This window comes from Guggenheimella bovis (genome assembly GCF_054492335.1).
In genome coordinates, this window is sequence record NZ_JBQWTF010000003.1 from 88,845 (window position 1) to 106,941 (window position 18,097).

At 36.2% G+C, this 18,097-nt stretch carries 12 protein-coding genes; 3 read left to right on the forward strand and 9 right to left on the reverse strand.

The features are described from left to right. Positions 1-11 precede the first annotated feature (11 nt). The 9 genes from ACUB3H_RS07975 to guaB form a co-directional block, all read right to left on the reverse strand. Positions 12-779 (reverse strand): nucleoside phosphorylase, encoded by a 768-nt coding sequence (locus ACUB3H_RS07975; RefSeq protein ID WP_459130147.1) that lies wholly within the window; start codon positions 777-779, stop codon positions 12-14. Between the two features lie 774 nt (positions 780-1,553). Then, the gene (locus ACUB3H_RS07980) at positions 1,554-1,775 is read right to left on the reverse strand and encodes a type IV toxin-antitoxin system AbiEi family antitoxin domain-containing protein (protein WP_459130148.1); all 222 of its coding nucleotides are present in this window, start codon (positions 1,773-1,775) and stop codon (positions 1,554-1,556) included. A 282-nt stretch (positions 1,776-2,057) separates the two neighbouring features. After that, positions 2,058-4,592: a DEAD/DEAH box helicase gene (locus ACUB3H_RS07985; protein ID WP_459130149.1), complete on the reverse strand. Its 2,535-nt coding sequence runs from the start codon at positions 4,590-4,592 to the stop codon at positions 2,058-2,060. A gap of 19 nt (positions 4,593-4,611) precedes the next feature. Beyond that, complete coding sequence (locus ACUB3H_RS07990) at positions 4,612-5,526, reverse strand: HamA C-terminal domain-containing protein (RefSeq protein ID WP_459130150.1); 915 nt, start codon at positions 5,524-5,526, stop codon at positions 4,612-4,614. A gap of 34 nt (positions 5,527-5,560) precedes the next feature. Beyond that, the gene (locus ACUB3H_RS07995; RefSeq protein WP_459130151.1) at positions 5,561-7,543 is read right to left on the reverse strand and encodes an AlwI family type II restriction endonuclease; all 1,983 of its coding nucleotides are present in this window, start codon (positions 7,541-7,543) and stop codon (positions 5,561-5,563) included. Further along, positions 7,544-9,712: a Dam family site-specific DNA-(adenine-N6)-methyltransferase gene (locus ACUB3H_RS08000; protein ID WP_459130152.1), complete on the reverse strand. Its 2,169-nt coding sequence runs from the start codon at positions 9,710-9,712 to the stop codon at positions 7,544-7,546. It abuts the gene before it with no gap. Between the two features lie 145 nt (positions 9,713-9,857). After that, positions 9,858-10,049: a hypothetical protein gene (locus ACUB3H_RS08005; RefSeq protein WP_459130153.1), complete on the reverse strand. Its 192-nt coding sequence runs from the start codon at positions 10,047-10,049 to the stop codon at positions 9,858-9,860. Positions 10,050-10,447: 398 nt separating this feature from the next. Next, positions 10,448-11,965 carry a glutamine-hydrolyzing GMP synthase gene (gene guaA, locus ACUB3H_RS08010; protein ID WP_459130154.1) on the reverse strand — a complete coding sequence of 506 codons (1,518 nt, stop codon included), beginning with the start codon at positions 11,963-11,965 and terminating at the stop codon, positions 10,448-10,450. Beyond that, on the reverse strand, positions 11,949-13,421 hold the full coding sequence (gene guaB / locus ACUB3H_RS08015) for an IMP dehydrogenase (protein WP_459130155.1): 1,473 nt from the start codon (positions 13,419-13,421) through the stop codon (positions 11,949-11,951). The genes guaA and guaB overlap by 17 nt, the downstream gene beginning before the upstream one ends. A 101-nt stretch (positions 13,422-13,522) precedes the next feature. Between guaB and ACUB3H_RS08020 the strand changes: the two genes are divergently transcribed. From ACUB3H_RS08020 to ACUB3H_RS08030, 3 genes are read left to right on the forward strand one after another with little or no spacing between them, the layout of a single operon-like run. Then, positions 13,523-15,259 (forward strand): ABC transporter ATP-binding protein, encoded by a 1,737-nt coding sequence (locus ACUB3H_RS08020; RefSeq protein WP_459130156.1) that lies wholly within the window; start codon positions 13,523-13,525, stop codon positions 15,257-15,259. Continuing rightward, positions 15,259-17,184, forward strand: a complete 1,926-nt coding sequence (locus ACUB3H_RS08025) for an ABC transporter ATP-binding protein (RefSeq protein ID WP_459130157.1) — start codon at positions 15,259-15,261, stop codon at positions 17,182-17,184. Before ACUB3H_RS08020 ends, ACUB3H_RS08025 begins: the two co-directional genes overlap by 1 nt. After that, positions 17,171-18,085 carry a DMT family transporter gene (locus ACUB3H_RS08030; RefSeq protein WP_459130158.1) on the forward strand — a complete coding sequence of 305 codons (915 nt, stop codon included), beginning with the start codon at positions 17,171-17,173 and terminating at the stop codon, positions 18,083-18,085. The genes ACUB3H_RS08025 and ACUB3H_RS08030 overlap by 14 nt, the downstream gene beginning before the upstream one ends. The last annotated feature ends 12 nt before the right edge of the window (positions 18,086-18,097 follow it).

The window sequence follows — 18,097 nt, forward strand, 5'->3', positions numbered from 1 at the left end:
GTTCAGTCTTTTTATATAAAGTCTTTTATTTTCTTCGCAAGATTTATAGCTTTAGAAAACATTGTGTATCTCATGTCTTTCGTGATAAGCCACTCCCACTTTCTATCCTGTGGAGTTTCAGGGTGGACATCGGAAACCATAAGAATCGATGCTGCACGAATTCCTACGTATTTACTAACGCTAAAAAGTGCCGATGTCTCCATATCGACACCTACACAGCCCTTCTTTCTCCAGAGTTCCTCTTTCGCATACGTTTGGCGGTATACGGCATCTGTCGTTACAATGGGATAGTCATTCACGTGGAGCTCGCATTTTATAAAATCTAGTAGCGTATCGTCTGGCTCATAGAAGTCTTTTATTCCGTAGTAGTGAATGCTTGTTCCTTCTTCACTAAAGGCTTTAGAAGGAGATATAATCTCCCCTACTTCAACCTTACTTGAGTATCCTCCGATCATTCCGACACCTAGAATCGTTTTTACTCCTAGTTCTGCTAAAGTTTCTACTGTATCCGCAGCCATTGGAGCACCACGACCACCATCGAGAAAAGCGATGTCATCGTTACCCTTTAGCATCCATATGGGACAGGAATGAAGAAATCTTGGAAAGGGTTCCTCGAGCTCATAACCCTTTTCATAGTCTCTTAAGTAATCCATCCATCCTCCCATAAAGAAGACGACTACAGTACCTGGAAGTTTAACCCTCTTTCCACCATGACTACTGTCAATATGTTCTTTTGCTGTTATAAGTGCTTCTGTATTGTCATTATCTAATAACCACATCGTTCCTCTTTAGCATCAATCATTTTCTTTCCATGGAGCATCCCATTCCATCCACTCAGTTTCTAACGTATTCCACCTTATGTAGTCGGCAATATCATTCTTAGTAAAGGGTCTTAATTTGATTCTTATACCTATGATTTCCATCATTCACCTCTCGGTTATTCGATCGCATTTCTTTTCGAATTTTAACCATATAGTTATCCCAATCCGTGTTCTCTATTTCTTGGCAGAGTTCTTTTAATCTTTTAGGTTAAGCATTATTTAACTCCTCTTCCCCATGACCACTATCTAATTTTTCGTTAGCTCCTTAATATCCTACTAGTCACTTGCTCACATTTTTACTTCCGTATGGAAATATTATATCAAAATCAGTAGGGTCATTTTTTGCATATTCACTTCAAAAATTCCTTATATGCTTTGAAGTATTAGTGCGTAGATTAAAAGCAATATGCAATACAGATTACCAGCGTTTAAGCCCTAGGTCGTTAAATAAACAAACACACATATCAAAGATGTGTGTGCGAATTTTATAGCAATAGTAATTTTTCTAAGTAATATCCAACGCTGATTGAAAGTCTGAAGACACATGATCATTAAAACCATATTCCGATCAAATCTTGAGCTACTTTTCGCACTCGGAGTGAATGTGAGTATTCCATGAGTTTCCCTAAATTCTTCGTAGGATCCTCAATATATGAGCGAATGGCTTTATTAAACGTATCTTTATCCATCTTATTTCGATAACGAAGGCAGTCGCAAATCAGACGAACTTTATCAAAGTATTGCATCAAGAAACAGGCGTATAACAGTGCTAGCTTCGCTGAAATCTTCAGGGTCTATCCACTGGTAACAGCCATAACGCGCTTTTTCAATCTGACCTTCTTTAAGTAGCTTCTGGATCTTAGGGTAAAATACTTTTTCTAAACTAAGATCTTTTGTGCGCATCATGCCACCGTATTTTTCGAAAATTGCTTTATAATGCTGTACGTCATTCATGAGCGCAATTCCTTTCAACTTTTATCACTTTCAAAATATCGAGCGGACAAACTAGTAATATTTCTTCAGGCGCATTCTTTTAATCAAGCAAAAAAATCCCTGAAACATAGTTGTTTCAGGGATTCTAATCTTTATTCTATTCCCACTCGATATTTTCATTGATATTGTTTTGTATAAATGGCATAAAATCAATGTTTTTGTTGTCGGATTTAACTTTATTATCCGTTTTATTTCTGTTTATCTGATTTTTTGCAAGCATATTGCAAGCACGAAAGCATTTTATCATTTTATAAAATTCAACTGAACCTGTATCCAATACGGTAGATTATCATAATGTTGTTTAATTATTTCTCTTATGTTTTCTTCTGACAATTCACTTTTTTCATTTCCTTTAAAATTCAGAAAAATTTTTTCAAATAAATAAAGTGATGTCTCACGCGGAATCCCCATTTCAATCATCGCTCTTGTAATATTATTTATTGCGCCTAATTGCATACAAACCAAAAAACAACTATCCGGATTTTTTATATCATATATAGGCTTTAATAACAAAGGAAGATTAAAAGATATTGTTTGTTGCAACAACTCAATTGTTTCGTCAATTTTTTCTGCACCACTATCTCCTTTATATCTATCATTATTAAATATGTCATATAACTTTATACCGTTAGCCCAACGTAACCCAAGTGAAACCATTATACTTCTTGATTGTCCATTCTGATATAAAGAGGGGATGTATTTTTTATACATAAAGGCTGTTTCTTCTTTATCTCTCAGCCATTTGAGTATCTTGTCTAGTTTATTTTTCGCACCTTTTTCAGATGGAGTTTTAGGAACAATCAGGTTAAAGTCCGTATAAATTTTTTCTAAAACAAATGGATCCCAATACCTGTTTTTATAACAAACTTCTTTTGGTACACTTAAGTTTTCAAGTTTCAATATTATTGCAGCAACCTGTTTTTGTGTGAGTTTTATTCCTACATTATCCATTCTATATTTTGAATCTTTGCCATATCTTAAAATTGACTGTCTTATGTACGATATTATATATCCATACTTTTTCATGGTTTCATCCACAACCTTGTCATTCTTAAGAGCATCTTCAATTTCCCATTTATACTCTTGAAATTTTTGTTCATAACCAGTCGATAGTTCTTTACTCTCATCCTCAAATAATTCTATTTGCTCATAACCTTCTGTTTCTGCGAACGCATCCTCGTCCATTACAAAAGTTCTTCCCACATAATCTTTTAATAATCTACCCGCCCTACCACGAAGATTAGCCATTTCATAATTCGTTAATTCTACTGCTTCCGAAGTTTTCTTAATATATAAATGCGGATTCCTAATAAATATATTTTGTGCAGGCAAATTTACTCCTTGGAGTAGCGTAGTAGTGCATACAACATTAGACACATTTTTATTCGCTATAGCCACCTCCAAAGTTCTTCTCACATGCAAAGGTAATTTCCCATGATGATATGCAACACCCTTCATAAGTGTTTCGCATAAAGAATAATTTTCACTTACAGAATTCCGATAATACTCTACTAAGTCTGAATTATATTGTGTTACGGGAAACTCTAACGCTACCGCTATTTTTCTTGCAGTGGATGATGTCGGTGCAAAAATAATATTTTGTGAATTCCTGCCAATTTTATTTACAATACAACTAAAATATTCCAAATAATCATTAGTATATATCTTCTTGCCATAACACTTTATATGATTAGTATTTTCAATCTCTATTACTAATGGATTTTTAGTAAGAATACAGTACTGTTTTAAAAAATATCTTTTATCTTTTTTCTTTATACTGTAAGTCAAATTTAAAACTGGACTAATGTTCGTCGTATGATCAATAGTCTCAATACCAAAAATACTCTCTCCTACCTTATCAATTTCTTCTATCCTAGGACCAGAAATAATAATTTTGTCAACATTATCTTTGTATCTAAATTCTACTAATGTATCAAATAATATTTTCGCTCGTTGATCTGAATCTTCTTCAATCCTTTCTATATTTTGAATTTCATCTGCCACAAGTATCAGTTTTTTAGAAAAAGCCTCATCAAAATTATCAAATGCTGCAATAGCTTTTTCTTGTGTCATTACATAGATATTCTTTCTATCTTTTACTTGCTTTCCATCAAAAGAATTAGTAATCCAATAATTCTCAACACCATTAGCTTTTAATTCACGATTAAAGTCTTCCATCACTTGATTGAGTAGACTCAATGTAGGAACGATATATACAATATCAATATTTTCAGTTCGCAATCTATTTACTATTTTTAATAGAATCACAAATGATTTTCCTGCAGAAGTAGGGGCAGAAATCCCTAAAATCTTATCATTATCCATACTATCCCAAATTTTCTTTTGAAAATTTGTTAATAAATACTTCCGATTACCTATATTGACCTCATTATTTAACTGATTTATTGTTGTTGTTATCTCATCAATATAACTGTCTAATACAGTAAATTCACAATTAGCTCTATCAAAATTCTCATCACATATAATAGCTGAGGTTGGATAACCTATTCTGGATAAAAATTTTACAATGATTTTTCTCAAATCATATTCTTCAAAATTAATATGTTCCCACATTAAACCAATAACAGTAATAATATAATTAACATCGGGAGAAGCAACCATAATAGATTCATAATCCAAGCATCTAACAGAGTTATATATTAATGTTTCATTGTAGCTAACTACTCTGTTAGCATTTATCAGCCCCATTTTATGAGCAATTGAAGTAAACTCAATATTTAACCACTGTTCAAGAATATCATTCTTTAGTTGCTTCATTAATTTGTTCCCCCTTTCTCTATATTAATTTCTGAAATTTTTCAGCTAATTCTTTTAAATCCCAAACCGGAAACACTATGTAAGTGATTCTCGACAATATTGGATTTTTTCTCATATCAATCTTATTTTTGTCATAATTTCTATATCTATCTTCAATTATTTTTTTTATATTATTTCTAATAGTATTCTCATCTATTTTATCTATTTCGGTTAATTCATTATAGGTTACTATACTTACCAGTTGAATTTCTACAGAATTTAAAGTATTATTCAAATATTTTTCAGCAACTACATTCATTTCATCATCTAAAAAATCTTCATGTACATATAATCCAAGCTCTGATCTATGTTTATTATACGTATTCAATATACTATCTAACGCATCAGAAAAAGCTTCATTAAATTTATATTTAGATGTATATGTTTTGGCTTCTCCTAATATAATTACATTTTTATCATTTTCTATTTTAAAATGTATTGCATCAGCACCAAATCTTTCATGATCAGAAGATGTAGCTATATTCATTTTTCTAAGTAAAGGAACTGCTTTCATGCACTTTTGAATAAAATGATAAAGTAACAATTCTCCCATTTGCCCCTGAATCAAAACATTCTCACTATTTTTATTGGCTCTGAATTTATTTTTAGCTTTTCTGCCAATATATTGCGAAGCTGCTGCTTCAGACTTGCCACTGTTAACCAGTTTTTTCTTAATTTCTTCATATTTTTCTGAACTATAAATCCAATCAACAATGGTGTCAGATAATTCTTCAACAAATCCATCTCTAAGCTCTTGTATATCTTGATATTCTATATATGCACCAATATGTTCTTTGTTATTTGGAAGAATGTCATATTGTTGAACAATAACACCAATCATATTGAATAACGAATCATTTTTAATCAGCCTTTTTAATATGTCTTTTTCTTCCAAAATTCACATCTCCTTTAAAAGTACGTAAAAAAATTTATGCTTTATACTCCCCAGTAGCCTCTTTTATCATCCCATCATGCCAATCTACCGTTTCTAATGGCATTTCATGATACTTATCAAAGACTTCATACAGATATTTGTATTTAATCTTATTTTCAATTATTTTCTTAAGAGAATCTGTGTCCATTGAAATAATCTTCATACCTGTAATAGTTTCTTCATCTCTGGTGTATGGAATTATCTTTCTATATCTAAAATCTGAGATTACATTTTTATCTAAGTATGTGCTTACAAATAGGCTGTAATCAAATGGATTATTAAATCTAATCCTATAATCTCCTAAATGTCTTGAAACAGGCTCCATTTCCATTCTTCTTTGATTAATTCCATCTGCAAGAGTTGCTTCAAGTAATAGCGAATGTTTAGGATAAGAAGTACATGCCTCATATTCATATATAATATCTGCATAGCCTCCGGCTGCATGTGTCTTAGGTAATAAATTTGCTTCTAATGATAATTTCATGAAATCTAAAATATTTCCCTGTCTTTCGCTTACCTTGTACCATATAATTCCTAAAATATATTCAAAAATAGTAGGTATTGCAGCTTCATCTGTAACAATTTCTTCTATTCGCTTATCATCTCGTGTTTCAAAACAATTTAGTAACTCTATAAGCACAGAATCATTAAATTTCTTGTCAATCAAAGTATTAAATCGTCTGTATCGTTCATCATTTACATAAGTTGCAGCTTGTTCCGGACTCTTAATTGTAATTCCTAAATCTTTACTTAAAGCTGCATATACTTTGCTAATATCTAACTTGAATGCTTCTGATATTGTTTCAAGTGAGGCATCAGCTCTAAGATTATTATCTATACTAAAGGTTTCTGTATACAGAACATCAATAATTTCTTTAAAATAATACTTTGGAATCATATCCAACTTAATCATACGATCTTCAAAAATTAGAGTATCCGTAATATTAAAATATCTTCTATTTAAATCAAAATAATCAGATAAAGTCGCCATTGCTTTAAAAACATGTAAATATTTGAAAAACACTTCTTTTAGTTCTGTTTCATTTTTACAGTTTATAAACGGGCATTGTTTGTGAATTGAAGACTTCCCATTTTTTCTTATAACACCTATATTGGTTGTTTTAAATAGTAAACTTCTCCACAATGTTCCGGGTTTTTGATTTATATTCTTTGCAGAATTTAATAGTAATTCATAAATGTTTTCACCATCAAGAAATACCTTCTTTAAATTCTCATACAATTTATAGTACGGCTTGTCATAGCTTCTGCTTTTACGATTCATTCCCACTAAACATATTAGATTTTCATCAACATCAGAGGCTATAAATTCTTCTTGTGCAAGTTTGTAGTTTTCCATTTGCATAAGCCTCTTATAAATTATTTCTTCCGGCAAAATTTTACCTTCTCGATATAATTTAATATCCGATATGATTTGTTTTGCACTTTCGTCATCTCTAATTAGCGGAACAAAATAAGTAAACTCGTCATAACTTAGAAACTCAAGTTCCGTCAGGCACTTTACAACCGCAATAAACGGTCTAACGATACTACCACTTACATCTATACTTGTTTTAAGAAGCTGTTTTAGATAGATAAAGCTATCTCTATTAATATTAAACACATTATTGGTTTCAAAATCCCCACTGCTTGTTATTTTAAGGAGTTCTCTTCCTGCATCCGTAATCAATCTATCTTCTGTAATTAAACCAATATCAACCAATCCTGATGTTTTTTCTCTTGCATCTTTGTCCTTTCTTTTTGCTTCCCCTGTTAAGAAAGCTCTATCTTTCATAAAATCATAATATCTTTCTTGCAATTCGTTGTTCCAGTTCCAGCTTGATTTCTTTATGACCTCATTATAAAACTCATCAAGAAGCAACAACTGTGCCTCGATTTTTAAATTTAGTTTTGCAGTTCTAAAACTTGTAGTTCCTATAACCCAACAAAAACTTTGATATGGAATACTTTTATTTACCATTTACTCATTCCTCCAATCAACTGGATAATTAGTAATCAAAACTTCTTCAGATATACTATTCTTATTTCTTCTGTGATAACTGCTATTTGAATAACTTTTATTCAGACGATTGCAGGAATACCCCTTACTTTCAATCCAATTATATAAAATATCATTTCTTTTATTTTTACTTTCCAAAACATTAGACAAAGCAAAGCTAAAACCTTTTTCATTGGCTTCATCCAAAAATTCAAGTAAAGCTTTTTCTTCTATTTCAGTCCACATTCCATTTTCATTATATGTTGCATTTGTAATCAAATAAGGTGGATCACAATAAATAAAAGTCTCCTGCGAAAAATCATCCAACGAAATTTCTCTGAAATCCTTTTTCATAAACTGGACATCTTTACTTTTTAATTCTTCAGAAAATAATACAAGTTTACTTCTCATTTTGGAATTAAAATCTCTCTTACCTACCGGAAGATTAAAAAGTCCCATTCGATTAAACCTAATCTGATTATTAAAAGAGAACACCATAAGTACATACAGCATTAGATAATCTATTTCTCCAGCAAGAACTTTAGCATTAAAATCATCTCTTAACTTGAGAAATCTTCCTTTATTGTATTCAGCTAAGCCTCTACTACTATCACAATCATAATAAGAATACCCATATAATGATGTATTTGATAAATTATACGCCTCAATAATATTGTCTATTTGTTTTAATAAAACATCAGTATCAGTGCCTTTTATAAATTCAATTAAATCTATCAAATTTTCATTCGTGTCATTAAAAATAACTTTTGAAGAAGATGAATTTATTCCAACATTTCCTCCTCCGGCAAACATATCTAAAAATACTTCCTTTTCATCAAATAAAGGTTGCAACTGTTCTAGCAACTTAAATTTTCCACCTGTATAATTAAACGGGCAAGGTATATTCATTTTCTTTTTTTCTTCGCTAAATACTTCGCATAAAAACAGTCTTTCTTTGTTATCTTTTATATCTGATTTTCCAGCCGAAAAACTCTTGTAGTCTGATTCAAATATAGTAACTTTACCTTTTTTACTAAGAATTCTCATAATATCTTCATCTGATATTTTCGCATTCGACCTATCATTTCCCTTGTCGGACATATTGTTATATGAAAGTAAAATATACTTTGTATCAGCCCTTTCAATAAGTTCTTCAAATGCTTTTGTAGCCGAAATCATGCAGTAATCACTTTTAAGCGAAGTCCTATCCATCTTCCTTGCAACCCCATAAACTTCAGGTTTTTCCCATCTTGCCACATTTTCAAGTAAATGATATGCATCACAATACTGCCTTGAATTATATGGAGGATCCAAGTATAACAAATCACCCTTAATACTTTTAACAAGTTTATTTGCATCTAAGTTGTAACAAATATTATTAGAATTTACCGTTTCTTCAGGTAATAAAACACTCAATACCAATTTTTTCTCAAAATCAACATTTTTTCTATATGCATCGTAATGTCCAACTGTGTTCGCAATCTTATCCATTGCATATAGAAGCGATGTAATCAATATTGCATATTCCTTAAAATTTATTTCTTTATTTTTATACTTTGCTTCTATATCTTCTCTTATATATCCTATCTTGCTACAATCATCAGCAGAAAAGAATGTATCCGCAAAATTTTCTCGCATATAATTATTTTCTTTTGTTTTAACTTGATTATAGTCGTATATAAGCTCAATTATCTTTTTGCTTGAATATTGTTCATATCCAAACCATGCATAATTGGAAATATAATTACTATACAGTAAATCATTTGTGATAAGCATTTTATCCTTAAAAGTATTCGCAACTGCACCGGTTCCACTAAATATGTCAATAACAATATTTACACCTTTACAATTTTCATCAACTGTTTTTCTTATAAAATCGGAAAGAGAATATTTATTTCCTAAATATCGTCTATTGTTTATGAATGACTGCTTTAATCCTAATTTAGATATTAAAAAATCTGTGTCATCCTTATCCTGTAAACCATCTTTATGCAAAAAACTTTTTATAATTTCAACTGTATTTTCATCCCAAAAGTACCTTCCTGTATCACTTCTCGGAATTAAAATATTTTCTTTATCTATTAATTTATATAAATATGACTTAGAAATGTCTAATTCTTTTATTACATCAGTAACATTAAGACTTGCCATCTTTATTCCTCCTTGCCACATTTTAATCTATTTAGTAGACATTATAGCCTATTTCACCCATTTTTTCTATATTTTTATTAAAAAATCAGATGCTAATTGCATCAAAAATGGAGAGCATCAAATTTATAATACTCTCCATGTATCGCTATAGCTCTATATCGTTACTCATACTATGACTCTGCTCTATTGTTTTATCTATTTTCCTTTTATGTTTCTTGATTGCTCCAATAACTGATTCCTTTTTCTCTGTTTTATCCTTACCAAGATACTCATTCATATTATTTTTCAGATGCGCCAATTCATCATACTGTTTTAATAATGAATTATGTTTCTTCATAATCTCCTCTTGTTTATCTTGCAATTCTTTAGAATGCTCGTTTAATCTCCTAAAAAGAATTTTACTTGATTTTTTCTTCAATCCTTCTAATACAATATCTTTCAAATGCGGAAATTGCTTAAAAAAAATATCTATTTCCTCATAGGATTTCTGATAGGCTTCTATACATTAGAAGTTGTTAAAACCATCGCCACAGATTTGTTGGCAGCTTCGATGAAAGCAACATTAAACTTATAAATGATAAAAAACAAAAAAGCAACTAGGATTTTTTCTCTTAGTTGCTTTTTGTATTCCTTGAAAATTATTCTTCAGGTGATTCATTTCTATAATCTGCAAGCATTTTGCAAGCACAATGCTCACAAAACGGCTATTTATAAGGCTTTAGAGCCTATTTTTAACTACTCCCACTCTATCGTTGCAGGTGGCTTACTTGTAATGTCATAAACAACTCTGTTTACGCCCTTCACTTCGTTTACGATGCGTCTACTTACGACATCGAGTACGTCGTATGGGATACGTGCCCAATCGCTTGTCATACCGTCTGTACTTAGTACCGCTCTTAGTGCTACGAGGTTTGAATACGTTCTCTCATCTCCCATGACACCTACAGATTGTACGTTTGTAAGTACAGCAAAGTACTGCCAGATGCTCTCTTGGAGTCCGTGCTTTGCAATCTCATCTCTAAAGATAAAGTCTGCATCACGTAGGGTGTCTAGTTTCTCTTTCGTGAGATCTCCTAGGACTCTGATCGCTAGACCTGGACCGGGGAATGGTTGTCTCCACACGAGGTCGTGGCGGATTCCAAGTTCTTCACCGACTCTTCTCACTTCATCCTTAAAGAGCTCTCTTAGCGGTTCAATGAGCTTAAAGTCTACGTCTTCAGGAAGCCCTCCGACGTTATGGTGAGACTTAATGACAGCTGAGGTCTTCGTTCCACTTTCTACGACGTCTGGATAGATCGTTCCTTGTACGAGATATTCTGCATCGACGTGCTTTCTAGACTCTTCTTCGAAGACTCTGATGAACTCTTCGCCGATGATCTTTCGCTTTCTTTCAGGATCACTTACTCCCTTTAGCTTTGTAAGGAAGCGCTCTTCTGCATCAACACGGATGATGTTCATGTGGAAGGCTTCGGCGTAGTTTTTCATGACTTCGTCGCCTTCGTTCTTTCTTAAAAGACCGTGGTCTACAAAGATACAAGTGAGTTGGTTTCCAATGGCCTTATGAACAAGAAGTGCTGCCACAGAGCTATCGACTCCACCTGAAAGTGCGCAGATGACTTTCTTGTCTCCTACTTCTTTTCTAATGGCTTCGATCTTTTCTTCTGCAAAGCTCTTCATCGACCAATCTTTTTCATGACCTATGATTTCAAAGAGGAAGTTCTCTAAGAGCTTCTTTCCGAAAGGCGTATGCTCTACTTCAGGATGGAATTGGACGGCATAGAAGTTCTTCTCTACGTTTTCCATCGCTCCGTACGGGCAGTCCTTACTATGAGCTACTCCCTTAAAGTTCGTTGGAAGCTTTGATACATAGTACGTATGACTCATCCAACAGGTGGATGCTTCTGGAAGATCTTTTAGAAGCTTACTCTTACCTAGATTGATATCGACCTTACCGTACTCTCTTACATCACTACGAGCGACTTCTCCCCCTAAGTCTTTTGCCATGAGCTGCATGCCATAGCATATGCCTAGGATCGGGATTCCTGCATCGTAGATTCTCTTATCGATCTCAGGAGAGTCTGCATCTGTTACAGACTTTGGTCCTCCGGTAAAGATGATTCCCTTCGGATTCTTCTCCATGATCTTTTCAAAGCTAGCTGTATACGGAAGGATTTCTGAATAGACGCCTGCTTCACGTACTCTTCTAGCAATGAGCTGATTATACTGTCCGCCAAAGTCAACGATCACTATCATAATTCGACTCCGATTGCGTGTAGTTCGGTGGCTCTACTGTAATCTGTACATCGTGTGGATGGCTCTCGATGAGTCCAGCACCGGTGATCTTAACAAATTCAGCCTTTTCAAAGAGCTCCTCGATGGTTTTTGTGCCACAGTAACCCATGCCACTGCGGATTCCACCGACGAGTTGATAAATCGTATCTTTAACGTATCCTCTATAAGGTACGCGTGCTTCTACGCCTTCTGGAACGAGCTTCTTGGTGTCATTTTGGAAGTAGCGATCTTTACTACCTGCTTCCATCGCTGAGATCGATCCCATGCCACGGTAGCTCTTGAAGCTTCTTCCTCTGTATACGATGCGCTCTCCTGGGCTTTCCTCAGTTCCTGCAAGGAGACTTCCTAACATAACTGTAGATGCTCCAGCTGCGAGTGCTTTTACGATGTCGCCGGAGTATTTAATACCACCGTCTGCAATGAGCGGTACGCCATATTGCTTTGCTACTTGTGCTACATCGTCAATGGCTGTAAGCTGAGGAACACCGACACCTGCTACTACGCGTGTCGTACAGATGGCACCAGGTCCAATACCTACTTTAATCGCATCAGCACCAGCTTCAATGAGATCCTGTGCTGCTTCTTTTGTAGCAATATTTCCTGCAATTACTTGTACTTCTGGATAGTTCGCTTTAATCCACTTGAGGCCTTCGATGACGTTCTCTGAGTGTCCGTGAGCACTGTCCAATACTAAGACGTCTACATTGCTCTTTACGAGCGCTTTTACTCGCTCTTGTAGGTCCTTTGAGATACCTACAGCAGCTCCTGCTAAGAGGCGTCCCTTTTCATCTGTTGCACGATCAGGATAGATCACGATCTTTTCAATGTCTTTAATCGTAATTAATCCCTTTAATCTAAAGTCTTCATCGACTAATGGAAGCTTTTCAATCTTATGCTTTCTTAAAATCTTTTCTGCATCTTGTAGGCTAATTCCAGGAGAAGCAACGACAAGACCTTCTTTGGTCATGACATCTTTAATGAGCTTTGTCTCATCTCTTTCAAAACGGATGTCACGGTTTGTAATAATACCGAGTAGCTTCATAAAGTCATCTACTACCGGTACACCACTAATGCGGTAGCGACCCATTAAGGCATTCGCCTCTGCTACGGTATTGTCGGGTCCTAAATAGAAGGGATCAGAAATAACTCCGTGTTCACTGCGCTTTACGCGGTCAACTTCTAAAGCCTGCTCTTCAATGGACATATTTTTATGAATAATACCGATGCCACCAGCACGTGCCATGGCAACAGCCATTTGACTTTCAGTTACTGTATCCATACCAGAACTAATAAGTGGGATATTTAGCTTAATCTTCTTTGTAAGCATCGTGTGGAGTTCCACTTTGTCTGGTGTGACAGTGGAACGTCTAGGAACGAGCAGGACATCATCGTAGGTTAAGGCTTCACGGATTCTCATTCTTCCTCCTTAAGTTGTAAAAAAAGTATTTCACCTAGAATAACAAACGGAGCATTACACGTCAATAAAAATATGGTAAACTTTAACGCGGAGGTGCACCTATGTTAAGACATTTTAAACCCTTCCTTAAGAAAAGCGGTTGGCGCTATCTCATAGGAATCGTCGTGCTATTAATTGTCGATCTTCTTCAATTAATTGTACCACAACTCTTAAAACAATTTACCGATTCCTTGCTTCAAAGTCAGACTTCTATGTCAGATGTTACGCGCTATACCTTAATCGTTTTGGCTCTTGCACTCGGTATGAGTGTTGGAAGATTCTTGTGGCGTGTTCTCATTGTCTGGACCGCGTTAAATTTTGAAACCTGGATTCGAGGCTCACTCTTTTCCCATTTAGTAAAGATGCCTCGATCTTTTTACAATCGAAACAAAACGGGAGACTTGATGGCTCATGCGACGAATGATATCTCTACAGTCCGTCAGGCCTTTAGCGGTGGAATCATCATGAGTGTCGATGCGCTCTTTATTACGATAACAACAATCGGCATCATGATCACGAGTATCTCCCCTTCTCTTACGTTTCTCGCTTTAAGTCCCATGCCACTCATCGCAATCTTTGTCTTTTTCATGGGAAAGATCATTCAAAGAAAGTACCGCGATGTTCAAGAGGGCTTTTCTATTTTAAGTGATAAGGCGCAGGAGAGCTTTGCAGGAATTCGTGTCATTAAGAGCTTTGCTCAAGAGGAAAAGAATCTAGAAGACTTTAACGAAAAGAACCAGTTGAACTATGACCGCAGCGTTTCTTTAGCAAAGTCGATCTCTCTATTACATCCTATAGTTAAGCTCATCGGTATGGCATCGAGCGTACTAGGTATCGCCTTTGGCGCGAAGTATGTATTAGATGGAACCATCTCTACGGGTTCTTTTGTAGCCTTCTTAAACTACTTAGACATTCTCGTATGGCCGATGATGGCTCTAGGTTTCTTTACAAACATGATTCAACGCGGAATCGCTTCGATCGAACGACTCAATGTCCTCTTCGATGAAAAGAGCGACTTAAGAGATAGTCGCTGTGTAGAGCGTCCAAAAGACCTCACCATTCGCTTTAAAGACTTTAACTTTAGCTACCCTGGAGAAGAGCGCCTTGCTCTTGAAGGCATTAACTTAACTATTCCTGAAGGCTCGAGCCTCGGTATCTTAGGTCGAACAGGTAGCGGTAAAAGTACGCTTGCAAGCATCTTACTTCGTCTCTATAACGTAGACCGGGGAAAGGTCTTTATCGGAGAAAAGGATCTAAACGACATCTGCATTCACGACACCAGAGAAATGGTTGGAGCAGTCGTACAAGATCACTTCCTCTTTAGTAAAAGAATTCAGGATAACATTGCACTATCTTCTGAAGAGGTAGATTTTGAAGAAGTACAAAAGAATGCAAAAATCTCCATGGTCCACGACGAGATCATGGGCTTTCCTAAGGGTTATGAGACGTACCTAGGAGAGCGTGGCGTAAACCTCTCTGGAGGACAAAAGCAACGTACATCGATCGCCAGACTCCTCTACAAAGACCCTGAGATCATCATCCTTGACGATGCGTTAAGTGCAGTCGATACAAAGACGGAAGACCGCATCTTAACCCATCTTCAAACAGAACTTGGGAATAAGACGACCATCGTCATTGCCCACCGTGTTTCTACACTTCAAAAGCTCGATCAAATTATCTTCTTAGAAGACGGAAAGATCGTTGAACGAGGAACACACGAAGAGCTTCTTGCTCTTCAAGGACGCTATGCCCAGGTCTGGAAGAAACAACAGCTAGAAGACAAGATTCGGGGGAACTAATGGCAAATTTTGAAGAAAAAGAATTAGAAAAAGGGATTGACCTTAAGCTCCTCAAACGACTAGGAAAGTATACAAAACCTCACCTAAAGATTCTGATCCTTTGTGTCGTATTACTCTTTATTACGACCATTGCAGACCTCTATAGACCTCGTCTTGTAAAAGATGTCATCGACCAATATATCACCGTAGAAAAGGTAACGCTAAAGGAAGTCGATGAAGGCGGGTTTCAGGCTGGTGATAAGCACTTTGTCATCGACAAAGAAGGTACCTTTACAAAAGATGGAGATACCATCACAGATGGAACGAAGACGTATTCACTTACAGATAAGAAAGCCTTTAATGATTACCGCTTACAAGCGATCTTTCGCTATGCGATCATCTTAGGAATTCTCATTCTCCTCGCCTTCTTTGCAACCTACGGACAGTCGATACTTTTAACGATCGTAGGAGAAAAAGTCGTCTACTCTTTACGAAGCGACCTCTTTCAGAAGCTACAAGGGCTTGACCTAAACTTCTACGAGAATAACCCCGTAGGAAGACTCGTAACGCGCATGACAAACGACATGCAAAACATCAATGCTCTCTATACAGAAGTCATCGTAAGCTTTCTCATGGACGTAGCACTTGTCCTGGGTTCGATGGGAATGATGATCTCACTCGATGCACGCTTAGCTCTTATTAGCTTCGCCGTCCTTCCCATCATGTTTGGTGTAACGATCATCTTTAGAAAGCAAGTTCGTGAAGCCTACCGCGTTGTTCGCGTAAAGCTTGCAAAGATCAATAGCGACCTAAACGAGAACTTCATGGGTATGAAGACGATTCAGATCTTTAACCAAGAAAAGAAGTTTAAGAAGAGCTTCGATGAGAGTAACGAAGAGTATAGAAAGGCATCGATGAAAGAGCTATACATCTATGCTGTCTTTCGTCCCGTACTAAACCTCCTCTACTATGCAAGCCTTCTCTCCGTCCTATTCTTTGGTGGAAAGATGGCCATTGAAGGAAAGGTTGCCGTCGGTGTCATCGTAGCCTTTACGCTCTACATCAAAATGCTCTTTAACCCCATTATGGAACTTGCAGAAAAGTTCAACATCCTACAGTCTGCCATGAGCTCGATCGAAAGAATTTTCCTCCTCATGGATGAGAAAGAACTCGTACTTGATCATGAGAATCTTCCTGTAGAGAGCTTAGAAGGTAATGTAGATTTTAAAGACGTGCGCTTTAGCTACATCAATGGCCAAGAGGTCCTAAAGGGAGTGAGTTTCTCTGCAAAGAAAGGGGAAACAATCGCCTTTGTAGGAGCCACGGGCTCTGGTAAGAGCACTATCATAAACCTCCTCTCTAGACTTTACGATGTAGATAGCGGTGAGATTCTAATAGACGGAAAGAACATTAAGAGCTATAAGAAGGAAGAACTGAGAAAGCACATCTCTCCTGTTCTTCAAGACGTCTTCCTCTTTAGTGGAACGATAAGAGACAATATTAGACTTAGAAACACAGAGATTACAGACGATGAGATCTTAAAGGCATGTAAGTACGTAAACGCCGATAGACTCATCGATCGCTTTGAAGATGGACTAGACCATGCGGTTGTAGAAGGCGGAGCAACCTTCTCCCAAGGAGAAAGACAGCTTTTAAGCTTTGCTCGAGCCATTGTTCACAATCCGGATATCCTCATCCTCGATGAAGCGACGAGTAACATCGATACCGAAACGGAAGAGCTCATCCAGGATGCCATTACGAAAGTAATAAGAAATCGCACGACCTTTGTCGTAGCCCATAGATTATCTACCATTCAACATGCAGATCAGATCATTGTCATCCACAAGGGTGAGATTAAGGAAATGGGTACGCACGACCAACTACTTGAAAAGAAAGGGTTGTACTACGACTTGTACGAACTACAGTATAAAGATGAACAAAAATAGTATCTTTTGGGGAATCTTTCATAGTATTCTCTGCAGCGTCCTCTTTGGACTCAGTTTCCTTTTCACGAAACAAGCCGTTCAAAACTACTCCATCCTGACACTCCTAGGGTGGCGCTTTCTCATCGCTGCCCTCTGTATGACGCTCCTTTGGGCCGTAGGATGGATAAAGATCGAGTACAGGGGAAAGGACCTCTTTAAGCTCACAAAGCTCGTCCTACTCTACCCTGTTCTCTACTTTATCGGTGAGACACTAGGTGTACTTCATTCCACAAGTAGTGAAGCGGGAGTCATCATTAATGTCATCCCGCTCACGACACTTCTAGCGAGCTTTGTGATCTTAAAAGAAAAGCCACTAAGAAATCAGGTGATAGGAATCTTAGTCACAACAGTAGGTATCTTTTTAAGTATCTTTGCTTCGAGTGTCGATGCAAGCTTTAGCCTCTTCGGTTACATCATGCTCTTTGTAGCGGTAGCAAGTTACTCCCTCTACGCTGTCTTTGTCATAAGAGCGCCTGAGTTTTCTATCATGGAAAAGACCTACTTTATGATGCTCATCGGTGCCCTCTTCTTCTTTGGAGGAGGACTCATTGAACAAACGCTACAGCATAACCTACACGTTTTCTTTAGCGCACCCTTTAAAGATATGGGATTTCTCACAAGTGTCCTCTACCTAGCCATAGGTTCTAGTGTCATTGCGTTCTTTAGTTCAAACTACGCACTAGAAGCACTGGGAGCGAACCGAAGCGTAAGCTACAGTGGCCTTACGACCGTGATCAGTATCATCGCTGGTGTCGTTGCACTAAAGGAGCCCTTTGGTCCTCTAAAGACCATTGCAGCTATCTTAATCATTGGTGGCGTTTATGTAGCCAATATGGACATTAAGAAAGAGGATTTGACGTAAGAAACAATTGAA